Origin of the sequence: Nocardia tenerifensis NBRC 101015, from assembly GCF_000308715.1 — a bacterium.
GTDB classification, from domain to species: Bacteria; Actinomycetota; Actinomycetes; order Mycobacteriales; family Mycobacteriaceae; genus Nocardia; species Nocardia tenerifensis.
The window spans coordinates 1-24,632 of record NZ_BAGH01000607.1 but is presented as its reverse complement, the minus strand read 5'-3'; the positions used below and the strand labels follow the sequence as shown (position 1 = coordinate 24,632).

At 68.2% G+C, this 24,632-nt stretch carries 18 protein-coding genes; 11 read left to right on the top strand and 7 right to left on the bottom strand.

The genetic code is table 11. The annotated features are described in order from the left end of the window. The first annotated feature begins 43 nt into the window (after positions 1-43). The 5 genes from ON39_RS42845 to ON39_RS42825 all read left to right on the top strand — a co-directional run bounded on the left by ON39_RS42845 (position 44) and on the right by ON39_RS42825 (position 4,580). Positions 44-1,171, top strand: coding sequence for an acyl-CoA dehydrogenase family protein (locus ON39_RS42845; RefSeq protein WP_040742831.1), 1,128 nt, complete (start codon positions 44-46; stop codon positions 1,169-1,171). After that, a complete protein-coding gene (locus ON39_RS42840; protein ID WP_051187839.1) occupies positions 1,168-2,667 on the top strand; it encodes an amino acid adenylation domain-containing protein in 1,500 nt (499 codons plus the stop codon). Before ON39_RS42845 ends, ON39_RS42840 begins: the two co-directional genes overlap by 4 nt. Continuing rightward, complete coding sequence (locus ON39_RS42835; RefSeq protein ID WP_040742806.1) at positions 2,664-2,936, top strand: acyl carrier protein; 273 nt, start codon at positions 2,664-2,666, stop codon at positions 2,934-2,936. Before ON39_RS42840 ends, ON39_RS42835 begins: the two co-directional genes overlap by 4 nt. Positions 2,937-2,988: 52 nt before the next feature. Next, complete coding sequence (locus tag ON39_RS42830; RefSeq protein WP_040742805.1) at positions 2,989-3,723, top strand: SDR family NAD(P)-dependent oxidoreductase; 735 nt, start codon at positions 2,989-2,991, stop codon at positions 3,721-3,723. An 89-nt stretch (positions 3,724-3,812) separates the two neighbouring features. Next, on the top strand, positions 3,813-4,580 hold the full coding sequence (locus ON39_RS42825; RefSeq protein ID WP_051187837.1) for a TylF/MycF family methyltransferase: 768 nt from the start codon (positions 3,813-3,815) through the stop codon (positions 4,578-4,580). A 72-nt stretch (positions 4,581-4,652) separates the two neighbouring features. Here the strand turns inward: ON39_RS42825 and ON39_RS47975 are convergent, their stop codons facing one another. Next, on the bottom strand, positions 4,653-5,039 hold the full coding sequence (locus ON39_RS47975; RefSeq protein WP_146251315.1) for a response regulator transcription factor: 387 nt from the start codon (positions 5,037-5,039) through the stop codon (positions 4,653-4,655). A gap of 736 nt (positions 5,040-5,775) precedes the next feature. Here ON39_RS47975 and ON39_RS42815 point away from each other — a divergent pair. Then, complete coding sequence (locus ON39_RS42815) at positions 5,776-6,738, top strand: LysR family transcriptional regulator (protein ID WP_040742804.1); 963 nt, start codon at positions 5,776-5,778, stop codon at positions 6,736-6,738. Here the strand turns inward: ON39_RS42815 and ON39_RS42810 are convergent. Both ON39_RS42810 and ON39_RS42805 read right to left on the bottom strand, forming a co-directional pair. Continuing rightward, positions 6,724-7,629: an SDR family NAD(P)-dependent oxidoreductase gene (locus ON39_RS42810; RefSeq protein WP_040742803.1), complete on the bottom strand. Its 906-nt coding sequence runs from the start codon at positions 7,627-7,629 to the stop codon at positions 6,724-6,726. The genes ON39_RS42815 and ON39_RS42810 overlap by 15 nt on opposite strands. Positions 7,630-7,642: 13 nt before the next feature. Next, the gene (locus tag ON39_RS42805; RefSeq protein ID WP_040742802.1) at positions 7,643-8,428 is read right to left on the bottom strand and encodes a phytanoyl-CoA dioxygenase family protein; all 786 of its coding nucleotides are present in this window, start codon (positions 8,426-8,428) and stop codon (positions 7,643-7,645) included. Positions 8,429-8,643: 215 nt separating this feature from the next. Here ON39_RS42805 and ON39_RS42800 point away from each other — a divergent pair, with 215 nt between their 5' ends. Together ON39_RS42800 and ON39_RS42795 are read left to right on the top strand one after the other, a co-directional pair. Further along, positions 8,644-9,816, top strand: coding sequence for a cytochrome P450 (locus ON39_RS42800; RefSeq protein WP_051187834.1), 1,173 nt, complete (start codon positions 8,644-8,646; stop codon positions 9,814-9,816). An 8-nt stretch (positions 9,817-9,824) separates the two neighbouring features. Next, positions 9,825-10,034: a ferredoxin gene (locus ON39_RS42795; protein ID WP_040742801.1), complete on the top strand. Its 210-nt coding sequence runs from the start codon at positions 9,825-9,827 to the stop codon at positions 10,032-10,034. Between the two features lie 72 nt (positions 10,035-10,106). On the opposite strand, the gene ON39_RS42790 is transcribed toward ON39_RS42795, so the two are convergent. The 4 genes from ON39_RS42790 to ON39_RS42775 form a co-directional block, all read right to left on the bottom strand. After that, positions 10,107-10,958: an SDR family NAD(P)-dependent oxidoreductase gene (locus ON39_RS42790; RefSeq protein WP_040742800.1), complete on the bottom strand. Its 852-nt coding sequence runs from the start codon at positions 10,956-10,958 to the stop codon at positions 10,107-10,109. Positions 10,959-11,032: 74 nt separating this feature from the next. Continuing rightward, positions 11,033-12,007: an LLM class flavin-dependent oxidoreductase gene (locus ON39_RS46585; protein ID WP_051187833.1), complete on the bottom strand. Its 975-nt coding sequence runs from the start codon at positions 12,005-12,007 to the stop codon at positions 11,033-11,035. Further along, positions 12,004-13,269: an LLM class flavin-dependent oxidoreductase gene (locus ON39_RS42780; protein WP_040742799.1), complete on the bottom strand. Its 1,266-nt coding sequence runs from the start codon at positions 13,267-13,269 to the stop codon at positions 12,004-12,006. The genes ON39_RS46585 and ON39_RS42780 overlap by 4 nt, the downstream gene beginning before the upstream one ends. Before the next feature lie 4 nt (positions 13,270-13,273). Next, a complete protein-coding gene (locus ON39_RS42775) occupies positions 13,274-14,545 on the bottom strand; it encodes a cytochrome P450 (protein ID WP_246003130.1) in 1,272 nt (423 codons plus the stop codon). Positions 14,546-14,933: 388 nt separating this feature from the next. Between ON39_RS42775 and ON39_RS42770 the strand changes: the two genes are divergently transcribed. The 3 genes from ON39_RS42770 to ON39_RS42760 form a co-directional block, all read left to right on the top strand. After that, positions 14,934-16,118 (top strand): cytochrome P450, encoded by a 1,185-nt coding sequence (locus ON39_RS42770; RefSeq protein WP_051187832.1) that lies wholly within the window; start codon positions 14,934-14,936, stop codon positions 16,116-16,118. Next, entirely contained in the window at positions 16,103-16,294 is a 192-nt protein-coding gene (locus ON39_RS42765) for a ferredoxin (protein WP_040742796.1), read from the top strand. Before ON39_RS42770 ends, ON39_RS42765 begins: the two co-directional genes overlap by 16 nt. 24 nt (positions 16,295-16,318) lie before the next feature. Next, the coding region (locus ON39_RS42760) for a type I polyketide synthase (RefSeq protein WP_157195637.1) at positions 16,319-24,632 on the top strand (8,314 nt) is incomplete at its 3' end.

Here is a 24,632-nt window from a genome sequence, read left to right as displayed (position 1 = left end):
CGCAAGATGGCCAGTATTCGGAAATCTCAGCGTGAGGATGCAGATGGATTTCGCGCTCACCGCCACCCAGACCAGGCGATACGGCGAGATCCTCGCCGAGGTGCAGAAGCGGCTGACCGACGATGCCGCGGCCATGCAGGAAAAATGGCGCGTCGCCGCGGAATTGGGCCTGACCGGACTCTGCGTGCCGACCGAGTACGGCGGCTGTGGGCTCGGCGCGTTCGATACCGCGCTGGGTCTGGAGGCCTTCGGGCGCGGCTGCCCGGATACCGGACTGGTGTTCTCGGTGAGCGCGCACCTGCTCGCCGGCGCGGTGCCCATCAGGGATTTCGGCTCGGCGGACCTGCGGCGCGAACTGCTACCCGGCTTCGCCACGGGCGATCTCATCGCGGCCAACGCCATCACCGAGGACGACGCGGGCTCCGACGTCAGCCGCTTGGCAGTCACCGCGCGACACGACGTCGACGCCTACGTGCTCGACGGGGAGAAGTCGTTCGTGAGCAACGGACCGGTCGCCGACCTCATGGTCACCTACGCCACCACGGCCCCGAACGGGGGGTTTCTCGGTATCTCGGCCTTTGCGGCGCCCGCCGAACTCGACGGCCTCACCCCCGGCGAACCGTTCGAGAAGATGGGCCTGGCCGGGTGTTCGGCCGCGCGAGTGCGTTTCGACGGCTGCCGGGTTCCGGCAGGGTATCTGCTCGGCGAGGAAGGCCAAGGCTCGGCGATCTTCGCGCACGCGATGACCTGGGAGCGCGCCTGCCTGTTCGCCGCCTACCTGGGCATGATGGATGAACAACTCGAGCGCTGTATCGCCCACGCGCGGGAACGACGGCAGTTCGGCCGTCCCATCGGAAAGTTCCAGGCGGTCGCGCACCTGATCGCCGGCATGAAGCAGCGCCTGGAGGGTGCCCGGCTGCTGCTCTATCGCGCCTGCTGGCTGATCGATGAGCAACGAAGCGGGCAGGTCGCCGCCGCGGCACTGGCCAAGGTCGCCGTCTCCGAGGCGGCGGTGGCCAACAGCCTCGACGCGATCCAGATCTTCGGCGCTGCAGGGTATTTGGTTCCTGGCGGCGTCGAGCGGTACCTGCGCGACGCCATTCCGGCCAAGCTGTTCTCCGGCACCACGGAGATTCAGCGCGAGATCATCGCACAGGATGTGGGCTTGTGACGCTGCACGAACTACTCGTCGATTCCGCGGCGTGGCATCCGGAACGGCTCGCGGTGGCCGGACCGCTCGGCACGATGAGCTATGCCGAACTCGACCGGGCGGCGAACCGGCTCGCCCGCACGTTGACCATGCTGGGCGCCGGGCCCGGTGACCGAGTGATCGTCTGGGAAGACAAGTCCCCCTTGGCGATCGCGGCGATGCAGGCGGCGCTGCGCATCGGCGGCGCCTACGTCCCCGCCGACGGCGCCACCCCCGCGGGCCGGATCGCGGTGATCGCCGCGGATTGCGCAGCGAAGGTGATCTGTTCCAGCCGAGCGCCGATCGCGGACCTGCCGCCGGGGACGGTGTGGCTCGACCTGTCGTCGCTGCCGCCGGAACGCGAGAGCGATTGCTACCCGATACCGTCCGTGTCGCCCACCGATCTCGCCTACATTCTCTACACGTCCGGCTCGACCGGGACCCCCAAGGGCGTCCGGATCAGCCACCGCGGCGCCCGGTCGTTCGTGGATTGGGCGGTGGCGACCTTGGACGCACGCCCGGAGGACAGGTTCGCCAATCACGCGCCGTTGACCTTCGACCTCTCGGTGCTCGACCTCTACGCTGCCTTTGCCGTCGGCGCCTCGGTGCATCTGGTCCCCACCGAACTCGCCTACGCGCCAGTGCAACTCACGCAGTTTCTCCGGGAGAGCGAGATCACCGTCTGGTACTCGGTGCCCTCGGCCCTGATCTTGATGATGCGCGACGGCGCACTGCTCGAACACCCCGCGCCACGATCCTTGCGGGCGGTGCTCTTCGCGGGCGAACCGTTCCCCATCCAGCACGTGCGCGAGCTACGGTCCTGGACCGATGCGCGGCTGCTCAACCTCTACGGACCGACGGAAACGAATGTCTGTGCGGCACATGAGGTCGACGCCGCGGACCTGCGCCGCGACCGGCCGGTGCCCATCGGCAAGGCGACCTGTGGCGACACCATCTGGGCCGAACGACCCGACGGCACGGTCGCCGGTCCCGGCGAGGACGGCGAACTGATGGTCTCGGGTCCGACGGTGATGCTCGGCTATTGGGGCAGGGATGCGCAGCAGGGGCCCTATCGCACCGGGGACATCGTGCGGTTGCTCGACGACGGCTCCTTCGATTATCTGGGGCGCACGGACCACCTGGTCAAGATCCGTGGCCACCGAATAGAACTCGGCGAGGTGGAGACCTGGTTGGCCACCCATCCCGCCGTGGCTGAGGCCGTGGCGCTGGTGCGCAGCACGGGAATGACGGCCAAGCTCGCGGTGTTCGTCGTGGCCCGGCCCGGCCACACGCTGAGCGTGCTGGAGATCAAACGGCACAGCGCCGGGCGACTCCCACGCTACATGGTCCCCGACGACGTGCACATCGTCGCGTCGCTGCCCCGAACCAGGACCGGGAAGACCGATCGTGCCGCACTGGACACACCCGGCTCGCGGCATCCATCCCTTCCTTCCGAGCACACGAGGAGTACTGCATGACACAGACGCAAGTGACCGAACGGATAGTGGCGTTCATCCGGGAACGCTTTCTCAGTGACGATCCAGCAAGCAACCTGGACGGTGAGACGCCACTGCTCGACTGGGGAATTCTCAACTCGATGAACACCGCCGAGCTGGTCGGCTTCATCCAGCGTGAATACGGGTACACCGTGCCGCAGAGCAGCGTCAACGTCCGAAACTTCCGCAACGCCAACCAGATCGCCGCCTTGGTCGTCGAGGGCGCTGCCGCGGCGGGCCGGTCGCTCTGATCCATCGGGAGCTCGCTCGGCCTCGTACAAACCCAGACCATGGAGATGCATCGTGGACAAGACCGCAGTAGTCACCGGCGGCGGATACGGCATCGGTCGTGCCATCGCCGAACACCTGCTCGCGCAGCACATGAATGTCGTCATCACCGGCCGCCGCACCGAGATCCTGGAGCGCACCGCCGCCGAACTGGGCCCTCGGGTCCGGCCGCTCGGCTTCGATGCCTCCGACCCCGATGCGGTCACGCGGGCCGCGACGCGGCTCCCGGAGCGGATCGACGTGCTGGTCAACAACGCGGGCGGCGCGACGGAATATGACTACTCGATGCCGCCGCGCGATCAGTTGAAGCTATTGCGGGAGGCGTGGCTGCGAAACATCGAGGCGAATTTGATGACCACGGTCCTGATGACCGCGGCACTGGAGCCGCGCATCCCGGCGGGCGGGCGGATCGTCGTGATCGGCTCCATCGCCGCCCGCGGCTTCAAGGCCAGCCTGCACGGGTACGGGCCGGCGAAGGCGGCGCTGGAGCCGTGGGCCATCGACCTCGCCCGCGAACTCGGCCCACGGGAGGTCACCGTCAATGTTGTCTGTCCCGGCTTCACGATCAGCAACGATCGGGCCCGCGAATTCCTCGACAGCGGGGCCGCCGCGCCGATGATCGACGCGAGCGCAACCCGGCGGGTCACCAGCGTCGAGGATGTCGCGGCCACCGTCGCCTTTCTCGCCTCCCCTGCCGCGAGCCAGGTCACCGGCCAGGTGATCCACGTCAACGGCGGAATCTATCCATAGCTCCGATGTTTCGCCCGCGCGTCCGCGCGGTGCGCGACCAACATCCGGATCGTTCGAAAACGAAATCCGGTCGAAGAATAGGGTGTGCCGTGACGACCACGAAACTGGGTAGCGACCTATACCTGGACCTGCTGAAGAAGATCCTGACGAACACGATCTATGAGGACGGCACGCTGCGCCACGAGATTCTGGGTCTGCCCTCGGCCGAGCACAGCAGCGCCGTGCGGGCCGGCGGTGGGGACTGGCCGGTGGTCGCGCACACGATGATCGGCCGCACCCGGCTCGACAACGTGCACGAATGCCTCGATCGCGTAGTGGCGGACGGCGTTCCGGGCGACTTCATCGAGACGGGCGTATGGCGCGGCGGCACCTGCATCTTCGTCCGCGGCTACTTCGAGGCCAACGACATCCGGGACCGGAGGGTCTGGCTCGCCGACTCGTTCGAGGGGCTGCCCGAGGTCACCGGCGAGAGCCACCAGTTCGATCAGGACATCAAACTGCACACGCACAATGATGTGCTCGCGGTGTCACTGGCCGAGGTGCGCCGCAACTTCGAGCGCTACGGGCTGCTCGACGAGCAAGTCGAGTTCCTCCCGGGGTTCTTCGAGGACACGCTGCCGCAGGCGCCGATCGAGCAGCTCGCGGTGCTGCGGCTGGACGGCGACCTCTATCAGTCCACATTGGACGCGTTGACCAATCTCTATCCGAAGCTGGCGCCCGGCGGTTTCGTCATCGTCGACGACTACGTGCTGCCCGGATGCAAGGAGGCCATCCACGATTACCGGGCCCGCCACGGTATCGAGGACAAGCTCGAGCCGATCGATCTGTATTCGGTGTACTGGCGGCGTGCGGAATAGCTCGCGCGCTCCTGTTCCTCATCGACCCGTCGGCGCTGCGCCGACGGGTCGATGCGTGCCGTGGGGTCGTACTCAGCTGACCGCCGAGCCGACTCGATCGGCGGAATACGTACAGCTACAACGGCGCCCGATCGCCTGCCGCATGCACGACTCCTGCGATGCGATTTGGTAGGCGTAGGAGACAAGACCCGCTTGAAGTCTTGATTCGACCCCGAGCTTGGCCATGATCCGCGCTACATGCGCCTTGACCGTCCGCTCGGTGATCTGCAGCTGGGCGGCGATCGCTCGATTCGATCTACCGCTGCCGAGCAACCAGAACACCTCGTTTTCTCGAGACGACAACAAGGCGGCCCGTGCTGCCTCGTCGTGCCAGGCCGGCGGCCCGGCCTCGGTGGAGGATTCATGCCGCTCCGGGGAATCGCACTGGGCTAGGTCTCCCGGCCCACTCTCATCTGACATATATACTCCTGCCCACTGGGATGCCACAGGTTTGCTGAACCCGCCTGTCGTCCGCGTTGTCTCAATAGATCCGTGACATACCCTCCTGCGGCGACAGCCCCACTTCCCTTACGGGCGCCTCGCTGAACTTTTCGTTCCGACAAGAAAGCCCGAGGAGTGAATTACGATAAAGCGCTTGCGAATTGTGGATACGTAGCTATCCCCCTTTATCGGCTTCGGATTCGAAGTCATCCTACCTATCCGCGATGATACCGTACCGATTATTCTCTTCCAACCGGAACTGCATAACCGCAGGCAGATCCACCGTGAATGCCCGCGTCGCCGACAGCACAGGCCGAAGGGGCGCGGGCGGCGGCGATCGCGAGGTGAGGTACTTCATAAGACGTTGTGGCCCAATGTCATTCGAGCGTCGCGCAGGATGTGATAATGGCAAGCGCACCGACGCGGCCCGCCGCCGGGCGACTCCGTGGCCACCGCTGCCCCGCCGCCGCGGACCACCCGCATACGCGGCATTCAACAAAAAGCCGTGAAGGACAGCAAACATCCACATATACCAGATCCCCGGAATGCGCGAGCGCCGTGGGGCGGCCACCGGGTCGAGGGATTCGGGCCGAAGGCGGCGGCCACCACTTCTTGTACTGTAGTTCCAGCCAGAATCATTTGACGCGATATAGCAGGGCACCGTCAAACAACCAGCGCTACCGGTAGACAACCGATCGTTGTGAGAGGAGTCAGGGTGGAATTGGACCTGGGTGCGGTCCGCGCTTTTATCGCCATCGCCGACCATCAGCACTTCAGCGAGGCCGCCGACCAGCTCGGACTGACCCAGCAGGCAATTTCCAAGCGAATCGCCAAACTGGAGGACGGGCTCGGCACCACCTTGTTCCAGCGTTCGCGCAGCGGCAGCGACCTCACCGAGGACGGCGCAACGTTCCTGCCGCATGCCAGAGCCCTCATCGCGCTGGCGGACCAGGCCAGCGAATCGGTCCGCGGGTGCGTGCGCCCCCTGCGCGTCGATGTGCTCGAAACCCGGCTCGCGGCCACGGAGTTGATCAGATCGTTCCACCACGCGAACGCGGGGTTCGAGGTCGACATCATCACCTCCAGTGGCCTGCGCAGCGGGCGGTCCGCGCTGGTCAATGGCGCGATCGATGTCGCGTTCGCCAGGGTCGTCGGCGCACTCGACCCCTCGATCGAATACATGCCCGCCTACCTCGAGCCGCTGCACGTCCTGATCGGCCGCAAACACCCGCTCGCGGGCAACCGCCGGATTCGCTTGTGCGAGCTGGCCGATTCGGTCGCCCGGATGCCGGGTAACGAGCCGGGCAGCGAATGGGCGCTGTTCTACGAGGATCTGGCTGCGGACTTCCGGCTCACCATCGATACCTCGGGCCCGGACTTCGGCTTGGACCATCTGCTCGACGATATCGGCGCCGCCGCGGACAGCTTCGTCTTCACGGGCGAACGTCTGCGCGCGCCATGGCATCCCGAAGTCGTGCAAATTCCGGTCGTCGAGCCGATCCCCTGTTACCCGCATGCCATGCTGTGGCAGCGCCGGAATCGGCACCCGGCGCTGCCCCGGCTCACCGACTACGTCAGGGCCGCGTACCAGCCCTACGATCCCGAAACCCAGTGGCTGCCCGCCACCGAACTGCACAGCGGGCGGTGGAGCGCAGCACACGGCTCAACCGATCGGTAGACCGACCAGCTCGGCGCTTCGCTGCCACAGTTGCTCGCAGCGCTCGGCGTCGGTCGTGTGCGGCGCGGTCCGGACCTCCGCCCGGTCGACGTAGAAACGACCGGTCACACCATCGACCTCCGGCGCGGTGGCCAGCCAGACCGGTGTGTCCGCGCCGACGTCCGGCCCGGGCAACCGGTCGGGTGCCAACTCGCCCGTGATCCCCGGCTGCGGCCCCGGCCGCGGCACGATCCCGGCTTCCTGCGCGTGCCGGAGCAGGTCCCCGAGTTCGGGCACGTCCCGGCCGAGTCCGGTGCCCGCGATCATGCCCGGATGACAGCCGTTGACAACGACATCGGTGCCGGCCAACCGGCGCGCCAGCGCGTAGACGAACATTGCCTTCATGTTCTTCAGTCGCGCGTAGGCGTAGTACGGCCACAATCCGTTCGGCTCGCCCCAGCGCGCTGGGTCGGCAAAGGTGATGTCGTCCAGATCCACCGGCTCGTGCGCCAGCAGGACCGGGTCCGAGCCGATGACGATCAGCCTGGCCCGATCCAGTTCGGTCGCCAGGGTGCGCAACAGCAGATACGGCGCGAGATAGTTGACGGTCAGCATCCGGGCCAGCCCGGCCGCGGCCGGGCCCTCGACCGTGGCCGCGTTGCTGACCACGATGTCCGGGCGTACCGCCGTCGCCAGGTGGACGCCCAGCGCGCGTACCTGATCGAGGTCGGCGAGGTCCGCCCGCACCGGCGTCAGCTCGGCGCCCGGCACCGCGGCGGCGATCCGGTCCCGCGCCGCGCCGAGGCGCTCGGCGTCGCGTCCGATCAGGGTGACCGCCACACCCGCCTTGGCGAGTCGACGTGCCGTCGCCTCGCCGATCCCACTGGTGGCTCCCGTTACCGCCGCCCGCATCGCCGCTCCTCGTCTACCCGAACTCCGCGACTCGGGGATAGTCGTCGTCGGAGAGCCGGGCGCCCGCGGTCAGACCGGGCAGCTCGAGGCCGGGTTGCGGGTCGTAGGTCGTCTCGGCGTCGGTGTAGGTCGTGATGAAGGCGATGCGGGCCTCTGCCGAACGATTGGGTCCCGCCGTGTGCCCGACCCGCCACTGATGGAAGGTGGCATCACCCGCCCGCACCGGCACGGTGAGCCGCGGGCTCCAGCTGAGCTGCGGCCAGCCGGTGAACAGGAATGAATTCGGGTTCTCCCTCGCGGCGGACAACGGCACTCGATACGGATCGGGGCGGCGGTGGGAACCGGGTACGAACGTCATACAGCCGCGTTCCACCGGCACGTCGACAAGGGCGATCCAAGCGTTCAGCAGAATCCGTCCGCGCAACGGCGCGAATGTCAGGTCGTCGTGCCAGATGGTATCGGTTTCGTCGCCGGGCGGTTTGATCTGCGCGTCGCCGTTGAATACGCGCAGCGATATGCCGGACAGTTGCTCGGCTATCGCGCCGACGCGGGGATGCCGGGCGAGCTCGCGCAGAATGCCGGGCTTCCGATAGGCCTGCGCGGTGGTCACGATCCCGGTGCGGCCCACTCCCATTCCCATTCCCGCCGCCACACCTTCCCGCTCGATAGTGTCGAGCGCGGCATTTCGGAATCGTGCTACTTCCGCCGCCGTGAGTACATTGGGAATATGCGTGAATCCATTGTCGCGAAAGTTTGTCACGTACTTATCGGCGACCGCACCAGACGGCGCCTCCGGCATTGTATCGGTCACGCCGACCTCTCCTATCACTCCAGGCAGTAGTGCACGATTTATTTATAGTTTCGGCCTGCGGAAATGTATATTGGACCTTCGTTCATTGCACTATCGTGTGATGAACGAAGGTCCAATTCAGGCGTGCACCGGACATGGGTGACACTACGAACATGTCTATATCGGGTGCACCATCGTCGGAAAAATCGGGCCAGCACTTTCCGATGCGACGCCAATGCCCGTTCGCGCCGCCCGCGGAATACGCGGGCCTGCGCGCGGCCGGTCCCCTCGCCCGGGTGCGGTTGCCGAGCGGGCAGCAAGCGTGGCTGGTGACCCGTTTCGATGAGGTCCAGCAGGTACTCGCCGATCCGCGGATCAGCGCCGATGTCACCCGGCCCGGCTATCCGCAGCTGGCACCCGAGCCTGACCCCGAGGGCGAGACCGTCTTGCCCGGTGAGTTCTTCAAGATGGACCAGCCCGAGCACGGGATGTATCGGCGCATGCTGATCCCCGAATTCAGCGTCAAACGCATCAAGGCGCTACGGCCCGGTATCCAAGCAATGATCGACCAACTCCTCGATGACATGCTGACCGAGGGTGCGCCCGCCGACCTGGCTGCCGCGTTCGCTCTGCCGGTCCCCTCGCTGGGTATATGTCAGCCTCTCGGCATTCCCTACGCGGACCACGAATACTTCCAACCCCGGATTCGCAGCCGGAAGCTGGTGACCTACGAGGAGGTTCAGGTCGCGATCGCCGAGGTCCTCGCCTACACCGACAAGGCGGTGACCAGGGCCGAGGAACGGCCCGGCGACAACCTCATGGGCCGCATGGTCACCGGTCGACGCGCCACCGGCGAACTGTCGCACGACGAACTCGTCGGCATGGTCTATCAGTTGCTGATCGCCGCACACGAGACCACCGCCAACATGATCCAGCTCGGCACCCTCACGCTGTTGCGGCACCCGGATCAGCTCGCCGAACTGCGCGCCGATCCCGCCGGTTGGCCGAACGCCGTGGACGAACTGCTCCGATATCACGCCATCGCGGACGGCCCGACGTTCGCCAGATCGGCCACCGCCGACATCGAGATCGGCGATCAGACGATCCGCGCCGGCGACGCCGTCTTCGCGCTGTGTGCCTCGGGGAACCACGACGAGCGTGCCTTCGATCGCCCGGGTGATTTCGATATCCATCGCAACGCGCGCAAGCATCTCGGCTTCGGCTACGGCGCCCACCAGTGCCTCGGCCAGAATCTCGCCCGCGCGTGGCTGGAGATCGCGTTGGAGACCCTGTTCCGGCGCGTCCCGACGTTACGTCCGACGATCGAGATCGATAATTTGCCTTTCAAATACGACGCCGCGATCTTCGGTCTGGATGAGTTCCCCGTCACCTGGTAGGAGCACTTATGCGTATTGTCGCGGACCGAGACCGCTGTATCGGCGTCGGACACTGTGTCCGCACCGCGCCCGACCTCTTCGACTCCGGCGCGGACGGGCGGGTCTGGGTGCAGAACCCGGAACCCGACGACTCGCGGGCCGATGAGGTGCGCACGGCCGTCCGGCTCTGCCCGAACGCGGCCCTGTCACTGCTCGACGCGCCCGAACCCGACGCGTGACAGCCTGAAACGGCAGACAAGGAAGGGGTCGCGACGATGTCGCGACCCCTTCGATCGTGTTGGCGTGCCGGTTTACGGTGTGCCCACCGCCTCGGCTTCCCGTTCCAGGACGGCGGCCCGCTCGAAGGCCGCGGCGATGTTCCGGTGCCGCTGCTCGATGAGCGGTGAGTACGACTCCGGGTGGGTGATGGCGTACAGGTCGCCGCGGGTGATCGCGCGCACCACGATCGCGCCCGCCTCGTCGGGGGTGAGCCAGCGGTAGGACTCGTACTCCTCCTTGGACATCTCGAAGTCGCTCAGCGCGCCGTTGCGATAGCACTCCGGGCGATTGCGGGTGCTGTTGGCGACATTCGTCTGCACCGTGGACGGGCACAACACGGTCACGCCGACCTTCGAATCTTCCTCTGCCAGTTCGACCGCGAGCGCTTCGGTGAGCGCGACGACGCCGTACTTGCTGACCGAGTACGCGGCCAGCGGCGGGTTGGCGAACAGCCCGAAGATCGAGGCGGTGTTCACGATGTGACCACCGTCGGCATTGGCCTTCAAGATCGGCAGAAAGGTCTGCACACCGTGGATGACGCCGTACAGGTTGACTCCGAGCATCCAGTGCCAGTCCTCGATCCGCAGATCGGAAACCTTGGCGATGGGGCCGACCCCGGCGTTGTTGCAGACCACGTGCACGGTACCGAATCGGTCGACGACCGAACGGGACAGTGCGCGAACGCTTTCCAGGTCACTGACGTCGGTGTGGATACCGACCGCGCCGAGCTCGGCTGCGGTGCGCTCCAGCGCGTCGCGCTCCACATCGGCGATCACCACGTGCATCCCCTCGGCGATCAGCTGCCGGGCGGTGCCTTTGCCGATGCCGGAGGCGCCGCCGGTGACCACGGCGACCTTTCCGCGCAGGTTGGAGAATGAGCTCATCGTTGTCCAGTCCTAACTGTTGGTGATGGGTGTTCGTCGCCGCCGGAGGGCGCGGGAATGGATGGCGGTGCGGGTCATGCCGCCGGGCGTCGGCCGACCGGGCGGCGAAGTCCCAAGCGCGCCCGCAAGCTCGGGGCTTGCCCGGGCGCGGCGATGCGCCGCAGGGCGCGCGCGGTGGCCAGCACGCCGGCGAACGCGTCGTCGACAGATCGGTCCGCCGGGTCGAGCAGCGCGAAGCCGTCGACCGATTCGTCCTCGGCCAGCTCGATCAGTTGCCCGATCGGCGTGTCCGCCGCCTGCTCGCGCAGGATCACCACGTCGGCGCGTCCGCGACCGGCCGCGCGCGCGGAATCGACCACCGCGCCGCCGATCTCGTGCGCCATGGCGGCGGGCACGATCACCACATCGGCGACGCGACCGGCGAGCGTGACGGCGCGGGCGCTGTCCGCACGGTGTACCAGCACCGGGTGCCCCTGCGGTGCGCGGGCGATGTTCAGCGGCCCCGCTACGTCGAAATGCTCGCCTCGATGGTCGAGGGTGTGCAGCCGCTCCGGCCGGAAGTAGACACCCGAGACGCGGTCGCGCAGGAACGCCTCGTCCTCGAAGCTGTCCCACAACCCGCGCAGCACCTCGGCGAATTCCGCAGCGCGAGACCACTGTTGGTCGGCGGACAGCGCGCTGTCCGCGTGGTAGTTGGCGTCCTCGCCGTCTTCGCTCGACGCGCGCAGTACCCAGCCTGCGCGACCGGCGCTGAGATGGTCGAGCGTCGCGAGCAGCCTGGCGACGTGATACGGGGCGAGGTGCTGCGCCGAGATCGTCGGCACCAGCCCGATGTCTTCGGTGACGACGGCCAGTGCCGCGGCGAGCGTGCCCGCCTCCAGTTCGTCCGGCGCGCCAGGACGCACACTCTGCCGGTCGTCCAAGAGCAGCGCGTCGATACCGGCCAGTTGCGCGGCACGGGCCCGCTCCTGTGCCCGGGCGAAGGCGGCCCTGCCGGTCTCGGCACCGGCCGATGCGAGCGACAGCCGGGTGAAGAGGACGAGGCTCATCGGGCACCTGCCAGCGCGGTGTCGGTGAGGCCGAGGTTATCCCGCAGCGTGCCGTCCAGATAGGATGTGCGCACCAGACCGCGCTTGCGCAGCTCCGGCACGACGGCCTCGAGGAAATCGTCCAATGCGCCTGGCAGGTAGGGGAAATCGACGATGAATCCGTCGGCCGCCGCCTGGGTGAACATGGTCGACATGTGGTCGGCGAGCTGCTCGGGAGTGCCCGCGACGATATCGCCCGCCGTACGCAGCGACAGCTGCCGCAGCGTCAGGTTCTCGCGGCGCGCCAGATCGATCCAGCGCTGAGCGGTGCTGCGGGAGTTGTTGTTCATGGGCAGTTCCGGCACCGGCCCGTCCAGCGGATAGCCGGTCAGGTCCACGGCGCCGAGCTGGTCCTGCAGCGCGCGCAGCGCGACGATATCGGGCATCAGTTCCTGTAGCTCGCGCAGTCGTAGCTTCGCTTCGGCCTCGGTGCTCGCGACGATCGGCTGCAGACCGGGCCAGATCTGGATCATGTCAGGATTGCGGCCGTGACCGACGGCGCGCGCCTTCATGTCGGCGTAGAACTCCTGAGCGTCGGAGAGCTGCGTGTGCCTGGTGAAGATCACCTCCCCGTGTCGCGCCGCGAAATCGCGTCCGACCGGCGAGGCACCGGCCTGGAAGATCACCGGCCGCCCCTGCGGCGTCGGCGCCACATTGAGCGGACCGCGCACGCTGAAGAAGCGACCGTGGTGGTCGATCGGCGTACGCCCCTTGGACCAAAGCCCGTTCACCACCGAGAGAAACTCATCCGCTCTGGTGTAGCGCAGGTCGTGTTCCATGTGCTCGGGGAACCCGAAGTTGCGCGACTCCCACGGCGCGGCCGAGGTGACCACGTTCCAGCCGGACCGGCCACCGCTGAGATGGTCGAGGGAGGCGAACTTGCGCGCGAGATCGTACGGGTCGTTGTAGGTCGTCGTCGCGGTCGCGACGACACCGAGATGCTCGGTGCTCGCCGCGTAGGCCGAGAGCAGCGCGAGCGGCTCGAAGTGCTCGTTGCGGGCGGTCCTGCTCAAGTGCTCGAGGTCTGTTCCCCACAGCGCGACGACGTCCGCGACGAACACGCAATCGAATATCCCGCGCTCCAATGCCTGGGCGTTGCGCCGGTGAAACGCGAAATCGAGCTGAGCGTCCGGCGGGGCAAGCGGGTGCCGCCACGCGGCGATATGTCCGCCCGGCCCGTCGATGATGGCGCCGAGGCGCAGTGATCTTGTGGATTGGGGCATCGCGCTATCTCTCCATCGATGATGACAAGGCGGCGGCGGTGGCCGCTGCGGGCCCGATCCGGGGGCCGGGAGTGAAACGGGCAGGCATTTTCACGTAGCCGTTGATCTGCCCCACCGTCGGATATTTCTCGGCGGCACCGGCAACGATCTGGTAATCGGGCATCCGGCGCAGTACCTCGCCGACCATCACCTCGAAATCCATGCGCGCGATATGGCGGCCGATGCACCGGTGGATACCCAGGCCGAACGCCGCCTGTTTGTGCGCGTCGCGGTCGAGATCTATGACCTCCGGGTCGGCGAACATCTTCGCGTCCAGGTTCGCCGCGGCCCAGGACAGCAGGACCCGCTCGCCCTTGCCCACCGGGCAGCCGTCGATGGTGGTGTCGGCCATCACGGTGCGCCCGGCGCCCATGACCGGGGTGTAGTACCGCAGGAATTCATCGCAGACGCGCGGGATCAGTTCAGGCGACTCGATCAACCTGCGGCGCGCTTCCCGGTTGCGGTCGAGATAGTCGAAGGTGTTGGCGAGCAAGGCCGTTGTGGTGTCGACGCCGCCGGGAATCACCGCGTTGCACACCGCGACGATGTCCTCGTCGGAAATCGGCTCGCCCTCGATCTCGAGCTGGGTCAGGAAGCTGAGCAGGTCGTCGCCGGGTTGCGCGCGCCGCTTGGGGATCAGCTCCCGCACCTCGGCGACGAGCTGGGCGAATCCGGCCTCCACCCGGGCGAATTCCGGGGTTCCCGGCAGGGTGTACACCAGTGCGTGCACGGCCTCGGCGTAGATCTCCCAGTCGTCCAACGGAAGGCCGACCATGTCGAGCGTGATCAACGCGGGCACCGGATTCGACAGATCGAGGACGAGATCGATCTCGCCGTCCGCGATGCACCGGTCCACGCACCAGGTGGCGTAGCGCTGGATTCGCGGCCGCAGCTTGCGCGCCGCGGGCGGGGAGAAGAAGCCGTTCAGCGCCCGACGCCACGCCAGGAACTCGGGCGGGTCGATTTCCAGTGGGAGGCCGCGAAACGACGAGGCGGGCACCACGGTGCCCTGCGGGCGCCCCTCGACGTTCGGTACCTCGTGCGCGGAGGAGAAGAGTTCGGGCTGGTGCGCCACCTGAGCAGCCTGGTCATATCCCGTGACGAGCCAGAAGCCGCCATGGTGGCTGCTGTGCGCCACCGGCGTGCTCGAGTTCAACGCGATATTGACCGCCCACGGATCGCGAGCGTACTCCGTCGAGTGGTGATCGAAGTCGACTTCCGGTGCTTTATCGGACATTCTCATCCTCGGTCCGGCGGGCGAAGCAGAATATTGCACGTCTTCTCTTTGATACCCCACCGAAATCCGGGTTGTACATTGAACCTTCGTACGAGAGTGAACTTTCGTACACGTTCTTTTTTGCTCGTACGAAAGTTCACTTTACACTCCGCGCCGCAGCCCCGTAAGAATGAACCATGCAACATCCTCCGCAGACAATACTATTGTGCGGCGGTTATGTTTACGTGCCGCACCTTCGAATCAGCAAGAACACAACTGATTACCTCGATTCGGGTCGCACGAGCCTTGCTCCGAAAAAGGGAGCAGCGAAACCAGAGACCATTTCCGTGCTGCGCCGAATCCGGTCATTCATCGTTCGGTATCGCACGCTCGACGGCAGGTGGTAGAAGTGTCCGAGCACCGCCAATTCGATCTTTTCGCGCCACCGCCCTCGGAAAACCCGTTCACCGTCTACGACGATATGCGGGCGCGGTGCCCGGTGGCGCACAGTGATAAACTCGGCGGCTATTGGATAGCGACCAGCTATCAGGCGGTCAACGATGTCGCCAAGGCTCCGGACCTGTTCTCCTCGGTCTCGATCAGCGTGCCCAAGGATGCCTTCGGGGCCGAACTCGCCGACCGGCCGCCGATCACCCTGGATCCACCCCGGCACAGCACGTTTCGGCGCACCCTGCTGCCCGCCTTCAGTCCCCAGACCATCAAGGCCATGGAATCGTCGGTGCGCGAGCACGCCTGTGCGCTGGCCACGGCACTCGCGGAGCAGGACCGCTGCGACGCCGCGGCCGCGTACGCCAAGCAGATTCCGTCCCGGTTCATGGCCAGGATGATCGGCTGTGCCGGCGAGCGCGAGCAGGAATTCGCCGATCGCATGCGCGCGCTGCTCGAATCGAACGAACTGTCCGAGACCAAGGCGGCGATGGTCGAAACCACCCGCTATCTCAACGAACTCATCGCCGAACGGCGCAATGACCCGCGCGATGACCTGGTGAGCTGCGTGCTCTCGGCGGAGATCGACGGCGAGAAGCTCGCGGGCCAGGAATTGATCGGCGCACTCGTGCTGATCATCACGGCGGGCATCGACACGACCTGGAGCGCTATCGGCAGCAGCCTGTGGCACCTCGCCCGCCATCCCGAGGACCGTGCCCGACTGGTGGCGGAGCCGGAGCTGATCCCCACCGCGGTGGAGGAGTTCCTGCGGGTCTACTCCCCCGTTCAGGTCGCGCGGGTGGTCACCGGCGATACCCACTTCCACGGCGTGGATCTGGTCGCGGGCGACTCGATCCTGATGGGCGTGCCGTCGGCCAACAGGGATGCCGCCGAGTTCCCGGCCGCGGACCGCGTATTGCTCGACCGAGCGGTGAATCGCCACTTGGCCTTCGGCGTCGGCATCCACCGCTGCCTCGGCTCCTCGATCGCCCGCATGGAAATGCGGATCGCGCTCGAGGAATGGTTGCGCGTCATTCCCGAGTTCACCCTCGCACCCGGTGCGGCGGTGAGCTGGTCGACCGGTCATGTGTGGGGGCCGCGCAAGCTCGACCTGCTACTCGGAGGCGCCCCGTGCGCATCTTCCTGAATACCGAGAAGTGCCAGGGGCATCTGCGCTGTATGGATCTGGCCCCAGACCTTTTCGACTGCGACGACCTCGGCTACGGCGTCGTCCGCACGACCGGTCCGGTGCCGACGACACTGGAGCAGGCCGCACGGCATTGTGCGGCCAACTGCCCGGAGCGCGCGATCAGCCTTCGGTGAACCGAACCCGAGAAAGGGAATCTGGTGTCGCTTCCTCTCGATGGTGGCATCGCGGTTGTCGGAATCGCCTGCCGGTTTCCCGGCGCGGACAACCCTGCCGCACTGTGGTCACTGCTGCGGGCGGGCACTGCGGTGGACGCGCCGATCTCGGACGCGCGATGGGAACCCTCAACGCTGGCAGGGCTTTCCGAGGCCGAGCGCGCGGTGCTACGCCGCGGCGCGTTCCTCGACGACATTGCGGGCTTCGACGCGGGATTCTTTCGGGTCTCCCCGCGCGAGGCCGCGGCGATGGATCCACAGCAGCGACTGATGCTCGAGCTCGGCTGGGAAGCCTTGGAGGACGCCGGAATCCCGGCGGACGCGGTGGGGGGCACCCGCACCGGTGTCTTCGTCGGCGTCGCCGGCGACGACTACAGCAGCCTCGTGCGCGCACAGGGCGCCGAGGCGATCACCCCGCACACGTTCACCGGCGCGTCGCGCGCCCTGGTCGCCAATCGGGTCTCGTACTTCCTCGAGGCGAAGGGACCGAGTCTGGTGGTCGATGCGGGGCAGGCGTCCTCGCTGGTCGCCGTCCATCTCGCCGCGGCGAGCCTGCGGCGAGGCGAATCCGAGATCGCGATCGCCGGTGGCGTGACACTGCGCCTCTCCCCGCACCACGCGATCGCCGCGCACCGGTTCGGTGCGTTGTCGCCGGACGGCCGCTGTCACGTCTTCGACACGCGGGCAAACGGTTTCGGTCAGGGCGAGGGCGGCGGCGCCGTCGTGCTCAAACCCTTGGCGGCCGCGCTCGCCGACGGCGACCGTGTCTACTGCGTGATTCGAGGCAGCGGCGTCAGCAACGACGGTGGCGGCGAACAGCTTTCCACCCCGACCGCGAACGGGCAGGCCGAGGCGATCCGCGCCGCGTACCAGCAGGCCGGCCTCGACCCGGCTGCGGTGGTGCATGTCGAACTGCACGGAACCGGTACGCCGGTAGGCGATCCGGTCGAGGCCGCCGCACTCGGTGCGGTGCTCGGTGCGGCGCGCGCGCCGGGCGACCCGCTCGCGGTCGGGTCGATCAAATCGAACATCGGTCATCTGGAGGCGGCGGCGGGCATCGCCGGTTTCCTCAAGACAGCGCTCTGCGTCCACGCCGGAATGCTGGTGCCCACCGCGGATTTCCACGCGCCACACCCCGCGCTCGCGCTGGACGAGCGCAATCTGCGCGTGCAGACCCGCGTCGAGCCGGTGCGCACGGAATCCGCGCTGTTCGGCGTGAGTTCCTTCGGTGTCGGCGGAACCAATTGCCACGTCGCGGTTTCCGCGCCGCCAGCAGCCGACGCGCCGGTCGGCCCGTCACCCGGCGGTGCCGTGCGGTCATCCAGCGCTGCCGTGCCTGTCCCGCTCGTCCTGTCCGCGGCAAGCGCCGCAGCCCTACGAGCCCAAGCGATTCGGCTCACCGGCACGCTCGACAGCGGCGCGGCTGTCGCCGATGTCGGATGGTCGCTGATCACGTCCCGCTCACAGTTCGCGCATCGTGCCGTCGTGCTCGGCGCGGACCACGACGCCGCCCGCGCCGGTCTCACCGCGCTGGCGGCGGGTGAGCCTTCGACGGCGGTCTCGTCCGGTCTCGCGGCCGGTCTCGCGGAACCGGTCTTCATCTTCCCCGGTCAGGGCGCGCAGTGGATCGGAATGGCGGCCGAGTTGCTCGACTGCTCACCGGTATTCGCGGAGGCGATAGACACCTGCACCGCGGCGCTCGCACCCTTCGTCGACTGGCCGCTGCACGAGGTGTTGCGTGGCGACGGCACCGCGCTGGATCGTGTGGACGTGGTGCAGCCCGCGCTGTGGGCGGTGATGATCGCGCTGACGCGGGTATGGCAAAGCCTCGGCGTGCGGCCGGCCGCCGTCGTCGGGCATTCGCAGGGCGAGATCGCGGCCGCGTGCGTGGCGGGCATCCTCTCGCTGGCCGACGGCGCCCGGATCGTCGCGCTGCGCAGCCAGGTCATCGCCGCGCAGCTCGCGGGCCTCGGCGGGATGGCCTCGATCGCGCTGTCCGCCGAGGCGCTGCGCGAGCTCCTGGCCGAGCACCCCGAGGTCGGCCTCGCGGCATTGAACGGACCGAACTCCACCGTCGTCAGCGGACCGACGGAACCGCTCGAACACCTACTCGAACTGCTGGAACGTCGTGACGTACGGGTGCGCCGGGTGCCGGTCGACTACGCCTCACATTCCGTAGCGGTCGACGCCGTCACCGCCGAGTTGCTCGAGGTCCTCGCGCCGATCACGCCGCGGGCGGGCGAGATTCCGTTCTACTCCACCGTCACCGGCGCTCGCCTGCACGGCGCCGAGTTGTCCGCCGCGTACTGGTGCCGGAATCTGCGCGAGACGGTGCTGTTCGAACCGGTCGTCACGGCCCTGCTGGACGCCTACGACATGTTCATCGAACCGAGCCCGCATCCGATGCTCACCGTCCCGATTCAGGAAACGGCCGCGGCCGCCGGGGTAGCCGTGACCGCGATCGGCACCGTGCGCCGCGGGGAGGGCTCGCTGGCCCGGCTGCTGACCTCGGCGGCCGAGGCATGGACCGCAGGTGTCCCCGTCGACTGGGCCGCGCGGTTCGAAGGTGCCGATGCCCGAAGGGTTCCGCTGCCCACCTACCCTTTCCAGCGCACCCGCCACTGGTTCGACAGCGTGACCACCGCGACCGAAGACGACCTCTCCGCGACCGCGCTGCGCCTGCGCGAGACGCGGACCGAAGACCTACCCGATGCGGTGCTCGACCTGGTGCGCAGACACACCGCGGTGGCGCTGGGCTTCGACGACCCCGCCGCCGTCGCGGACACCAGACCGCTGCGTGCCCAGGGTATGACCTCGATCGTCGGCGCGACCCTGTGCGCTGAGCTTTCCAAGGCGAGTGGGGTCTATCTGTCACCCGCCGCCGTGTTCGACTATCCGACGCCACACGCGCTGTCCGCATATCTGACCGATCTCCTCGCGGGCACCACGCGGACGACGCCGCCCCCGGCGACGCCGCTCCGACAAGGGGCGGACGACGATCCGGTGGCGATCGTCGGAATGGCCTGCCGCTACCCTGGTGGCGTCGCCACACCCGCGGATTTTTGGCGGCTGATCGCCGAGGGTCGCGACGTGATCGGCGCCGCTCCCGCCGATCGCGGCTGGCAGCTCGACGGCGACTCAGCCGCGGTGCGGGGCGGGTTCCTCTACGACGCAGCGGAATTCGACGCCGCGTTCTTCGGCATCTCGCCACGAGAAGCGCTGGCCATGGACCCGCAGCAACGACTGCTGCTCGAAACCACCTGGGAGGCCATCGAGTCCGCCGGAATCGACCCGACCACACTGCGCGGCAGCGATACCGGCGTTTTCATCGGCGCGATGGCGCAGGACTACGGCCCTCGGCTCCACGAACCGGCCGACGGCAGCGACGGCTACCGGCTGACCGGCACTACGGCGAGTGTGGCGTCCGGCCGGTTGGCCTACACACTCGGGCTGGCCGGGCCGGCGGTCACCGTCGACACCGCGTGCTCGTCCTCGCTGGTGGCACTGCATCTCGCCGCCGCGGCGGTGCGACGCGGCGAGTGCACCATGGCGCTGGCGGGCGGGGTCACCGTGCTGTCCTCCCCCGGCATCTTCGTGGAGTTCGCCCGGCAGAACGGGTTGTCGGCGGATGGGCGCTGCAAGGCCTTCGCGGGTGCCGCGGACGGTACGGGTTGGGGCGAAGGGGTCGGACTGCTTCTGCTGGAACGCCTTTCGGTGGCACAGGCGAACAACCACGAGGTACTGGCGCTCGTTCGCGGATCAGCGATCAATCAGGACGGCGCGTCCAACGGGCTGACCGCACCCAGCGGCCCGGCGCAGCAGCGCGTCATCCGGCAGGCGCTGGCTGACGCCGGACTCCGGGCCGCCGAGGTGGACGCGGTCGAAGCTCACGGCACCGGAACGCGACTCGGCGATCCCATCGAAGCCCGGGCACTGCTGGCCACCTACGGACAAGACCGCGAACGACCGCTCTGGCTTGGCTCGGTCAAATCCAATATCGGCCACACCCAAGCGGCGGCGGGCATCGCCGGCGTACTCAAGATGATCATGGCGATGCGGCATGGCACGCTCCCGCGCACCCTGCATATCGACGAACCTACACCGCATGTCGACTGGGCCGCGGGGGCCGTCCGGCTGCTCACCGAGCCGCAGGACTGGCCGGAGCAGCCGTGGCCGCGGCGCGCCGGTATCTCCTCGTTCGGCATCAGCGGCACCAACGCCCATGTCGTGCTCGAACAGGCGCCCGACCGAACGAACGACGATGCCGCGCAGCCGGTGCAGCACGATCTCGACGCGCCGTGGCTGCTGTCGGCCACCGCTGAGCAGGCGGTGCGCGCCCAGGCGCGACGGTTGCGCGAGCACCTGTCGACGCATCCGCAGACAGCGCCGGCCGACGTCGGTCACACGCTCGCGACCGGCAGGCCCGCCTTCGAGCTGCGTGCCGCGGTGTTCGGTGCGACCGTCGAGCAGCGCGGCGAGGTGCTCGCGGCGCTGCACGACGGGCAGCCACACCCGCTGCTCGTCCGGGGGACGGCGCGACCTCGGGGCAAGACCGTGTTCGTCTTTCCAGGCCAGGGCTCGCAATGGGTCGGCATGGGTGCCGAACTTCTCGACAGCACACAGGTTTTCGCGGACCGGATCGCTTGCTGCGAACGAGCCCTCGCGCCGTTCGTCGACTGGTCGCTCACCGACGTGCTGCGCGACGGCGCACTGGATCGCGTCGACGTCGTCCAGCCCGCGCTGTGGGCGATGATGGTCGCCCTCGCCGAGACCTGGCGTTCGTTCGGTGTCGAACCGGACGCGGTCATCGGGCACTCGCAGGGCGAAATCGCCGCCGCCTGCGTCGCGGGCATACTCACCCTCGACGACGGCGCGCGGATCAGCGCGCTCCGCAGCCGCATCATCGCCGGACAGCTCGCGGGCAAAGGCGCCATGGCCTCCATCGCCCTGCCCACCGAGGCCATCGACGAAGTACTCGCCGCGCACCACGACGTCGCGATCGCGGCGCACAACGGGCCGTCGGCGACGGTCGTTGCCGGGCAACGACACTCACTCGAACAGCTCCTCGTGACGCTGGAACAGCAGGGCGTCCGCGTCCGCCGCATCCCGGTCGACTATGCCTCGCACACCTCCGATGTCGAAGTCATTCGCGACGAGCTTGCCGCGGCACTAGCCCCGATCACGCCGCAGCCCGGGACCATCGCCTTCTACTCCACCGTCACGGGTGACCGCCTCGACGGCACCGAACTCACCGCGGACTACTGGTACCGCAACCTCCGCAGGCCCGTGCTGTTCCATCCGGTCGTCCAGACGCTGTTACCCACCCACTCCACCTTCGTCGAGCCGAGCCCGCACCCGGTACTCACCACGCCGGTCGAGGACGCCGCCGACGCCACGGGGGCGACCGTCGTGAGCGTCGGCACCCTGCGCCGCGACGACGGGAGCCGCTCTCGCCTGCTCGCCGCCGCGGCGACGGCCTGGGTCGGCGGAGTCGCCGTCGACCGGTCCGGGTTCCAGCCCGGCGCACGCCGAATCTCTTTGCCCACCTATCCCTTCCAGCGCAGCCGGTATTGGCTCGACGCCCCGGCTCCGGCACCCGCCGTCGATGATTCCAGCGAATTCTGGGCGGCGGTGGCCGCCGACGACACCGACACCGTCGCGGCGGTACTCGGACTGCGCGCGAACCGACCCGACTGGCTCGGCGAGGCCACCTCCGTACTGGCCCGCTGGCGGGAGCTGCGCCGCGAGCGCGCCGATCTCGACGCACTGCGCTACTCGGTCGAGTGGACAGTGTCGACTGCCCTCGGCACCGGAACACCCTCCGGCCGTTGGCTTGTCGTCGTGCCGGAGGGTCTGGCGCAACCACCCTGGCTGCCGGCACTGCGAAACGCGCTGCGGGCCTGCGGTGCCGAGGTGATCGAGCTGCGGGTGGGCACACAGTCGCGCACCGAACTACGCGACCAGTTGCCCGATGCGCTGTCGGGCGTGCTGTCGCTGCTGGCGCTGGCGGGCACGACGCTGCCCGAGCACCCTGCGGTGCCCACCGGCACGGGCGCGACCCTCACCCTGGTGCACGCGCTCGCGGATGCGGCTGCTGCGGTTCCGCTGTGGACGCTGACCTGCGCAGCGGTCGCGGTGGACCGGGCGGAGACGGTGCGCGAGCCGGTCCAGCAGCAGGCCTGGGGCCTCGGTCGGGTGGTGGCACTGGAGCAGCCGGAACGCTGGGGCGGGCTCATCGATCTGCCCGCCGCACCCGACGAGCGGGTCATCGAAAGGCTGCTGGCCGCCTTGGCCCAGCGCGTGGAAGATCAACTGGCCCTGCGTGAATCCGGCGCGTTCGTCCGCAGGCTTGTCCCCGCCCGCCCCGCCGAGCCGGTAGCACGCGGACCGCGCGAGGTCGTGCTCATCACCGGTGGTACCGGTGCGCTCGGCACGCAGCTCGCCCGACGGCTCGCCCACGACGGTGCCCGCCACCTCGTCCTCGCGAGCCGTCGTGGACCGGCGGCGCCCGGCGCCGCCGAGCTCACGGCGGAGTTACGCGCGCTCGGCGCCGAAATCAGTGTGGTAGCTTGCGATGTCGGCGATCGTGCCGCGGTGGCGCAACTGCTCGCGAGCTTCCCGGTGACCTCGATCTTCCACGCGGCGGGCACCCTCGACGACGCGGTGGTCGACGCGCTGACGGTCGATCAGCTCGACCGGGTGCTGCGGGTGAAAGCCGAAGGTGCACGACACCTCCATGAACTCACCGTGGGGATGGAGCTGACGGATTTCGTCCTCTTCTCCTCTGTCTCGGGCGTTCTCGGAATTCCCGGTCAAGGCGGTTACTCGCCGGGCAACGCCTATCTCGACGCGCTCGCCGAGCATCGGCGCGGCCTCGGTCTGCCCGCCACCTCGTACGCGTGGGGTCCGTGGGCCGGGGACGGCATGGCCGCGACCGGCAGCGTGGAGGACCGGCTCCGGCGGCACGGCGTGGCGACCCTGGATCCCGCTCGCGCGTTGGAGATCCTGCTCCGCGACGAGGCCGAGGAGCGCGCCTGCGTCATGGTGGCCGACATCCGGTGGGACCGATTCTTCCTCGCCTACACCGAGGCCCGCAGGCGGCCGCTCATCGAGGAGCTGCCCAGCGTGCGCGCTCTGCTCGACACCGGTGCCGGTGGCCGCGCCGACACCGCAGGGAACGGCCTGACCGCGCGGCTGGGCGGGTTGCCTGTCCGGCAGCGTCCCGCCGCGGTGCTCGCGGAGGTACGCAGTCAGGTCGCCGCGGTCCTCGGGCACGCGGACGCGATGGCCGTCGACGTCGAACGACCGTTCCGCGACCTCGGATTCGACTCGCTCACCGGCGTGGAACTGCGCAACCGGCTCGGGGCCGAAGCGGGCGAGCGACTGCCGTCGAGTCTGGTGTTCGATCATCCGACGCCCGCCGCGGTGGCCCGCTACCTCGAGTCGCGACTGTTCGGCGCGGACGACGCCGAGGCGGCCGCCACCACACCAGCGGCGCGGCCCGACGACGACCCGGTCGTCATCGTCGCGATGGCGTGCCGTTACCCGGGGGCGGTCGATTCGCCGGAAGACCTGTGGCGCTTGGTCGCCGAGGGCCGGGACGCCACCGGCGAGTTCCCGGACGACCGCGGCTGGGACCTGGCGCGCCTGCGCGAGACACCGGACGGGCCCGGCGGCTCGGTGACGACACGGGGCGGATTCCGCTACGACGCCGCGGAATTCGATGCCACGTTCTTCGGGATCTCGCCCCGGGAAGCGCTCGCCATGGATCCCCAGCAACGCCTCCTCCTCGAAACCACTTGGGAAACCATTGAATCCGCGGGCATCGACCCGACCACCCTGCGTGGCAGCGACACCGGCGTTTTCGTCGGACTGTCCTATCAGGACTACCAGACTCGTCTCACCGAACCGCCGGAGGAGTTGGCGGGCTACCTGCTCACCGGCACGACGGCCAGCGTCGCCTCCGGCCGGGTCGCCTACACCTTCGGCCTCGAAGGGCCCGCCGTCACCATCGACACCGCCTGCTCATCCTCCCTCGTCGCACTGCACCTCGCCGCGCAGGCGCTGCGCAACGACGAATGCACCATGGCGGTGGCGGGCGGCGTCGCGCTGATGGCGACGCCGCACATGTTCACCGAATTCAGTCGTCAGCACGGCCTGTCCCCGGACGGCCGATGCAAGGCGTTCGCGTCGACCGCGGACGGATTCGGCTCCGCGGAGGGAGTCGGACTTGCACTGCTGGAACGACTTTCGGACGCGCGGAGGAACGGGCACCCGGTCTTGGCGGTCGTCCGCGGAT

Excerpts from the sequence above, each read along its gene's own strand:
- ON39_RS42845 (WP_040742831.1), top strand. The coding sequence starts at position 44 with ATGGATTTCGCGCTCACCGCCACCCAGACCAGGCGATACGGCGAGATC.
- ON39_RS42835 (WP_040742806.1), top strand. The coding sequence starts at position 2,664 with ATGACACAGACGCAAGTGACCGAACGGATAGTGGCGTTCATCCGGGAA.
- ON39_RS47975 (WP_146251315.1), bottom strand. The coding sequence starts at position 5,039 with ATGTCAGATGAGAGTGGGCCGGGAGACCTAGCCCAGTGCGATTCCCCG.
- ON39_RS42810 (WP_040742803.1), bottom strand. The coding sequence starts at position 7,629 with ATGCGGGCGGCGGTAACGGGAGCCACCAGTGGGATCGGCGAGGCGACG.
- ON39_RS42805 (WP_040742802.1), bottom strand. The coding sequence starts at position 8,428 with ATGCCGGAGGCGCCGTCTGGTGCGGTCGCCGATAAGTACGTGACAAAC.
- ON39_RS42800 (WP_051187834.1), top strand. The coding sequence starts at position 8,644 with ATGCGACGCCAATGCCCGTTCGCGCCGCCCGCGGAATACGCGGGCCTG.
- ON39_RS42795 (WP_040742801.1), top strand. The coding sequence starts at position 9,825 with ATGCGTATTGTCGCGGACCGAGACCGCTGTATCGGCGTCGGACACTGT.
- ON39_RS42790 (WP_040742800.1), bottom strand. The coding sequence starts at position 10,958 with ATGAGCTCATTCTCCAACCTGCGCGGAAAGGTCGCCGTGGTCACCGGC.
- ON39_RS46585 (WP_051187833.1), bottom strand. The coding sequence starts at position 12,007 with ATGAGCCTCGTCCTCTTCACCCGGCTGTCGCTCGCATCGGCCGGTGCC.
- ON39_RS42780 (WP_040742799.1), bottom strand. The coding sequence starts at position 13,269 with ATGCCCCAATCCACAAGATCACTGCGCCTCGGCGCCATCATCGACGGG.
- ON39_RS42775 (WP_246003130.1), bottom strand. The coding sequence starts at position 14,545 with ATGTCCGATAAAGCACCGGAAGTCGACTTCGATCACCACTCGACGGAG.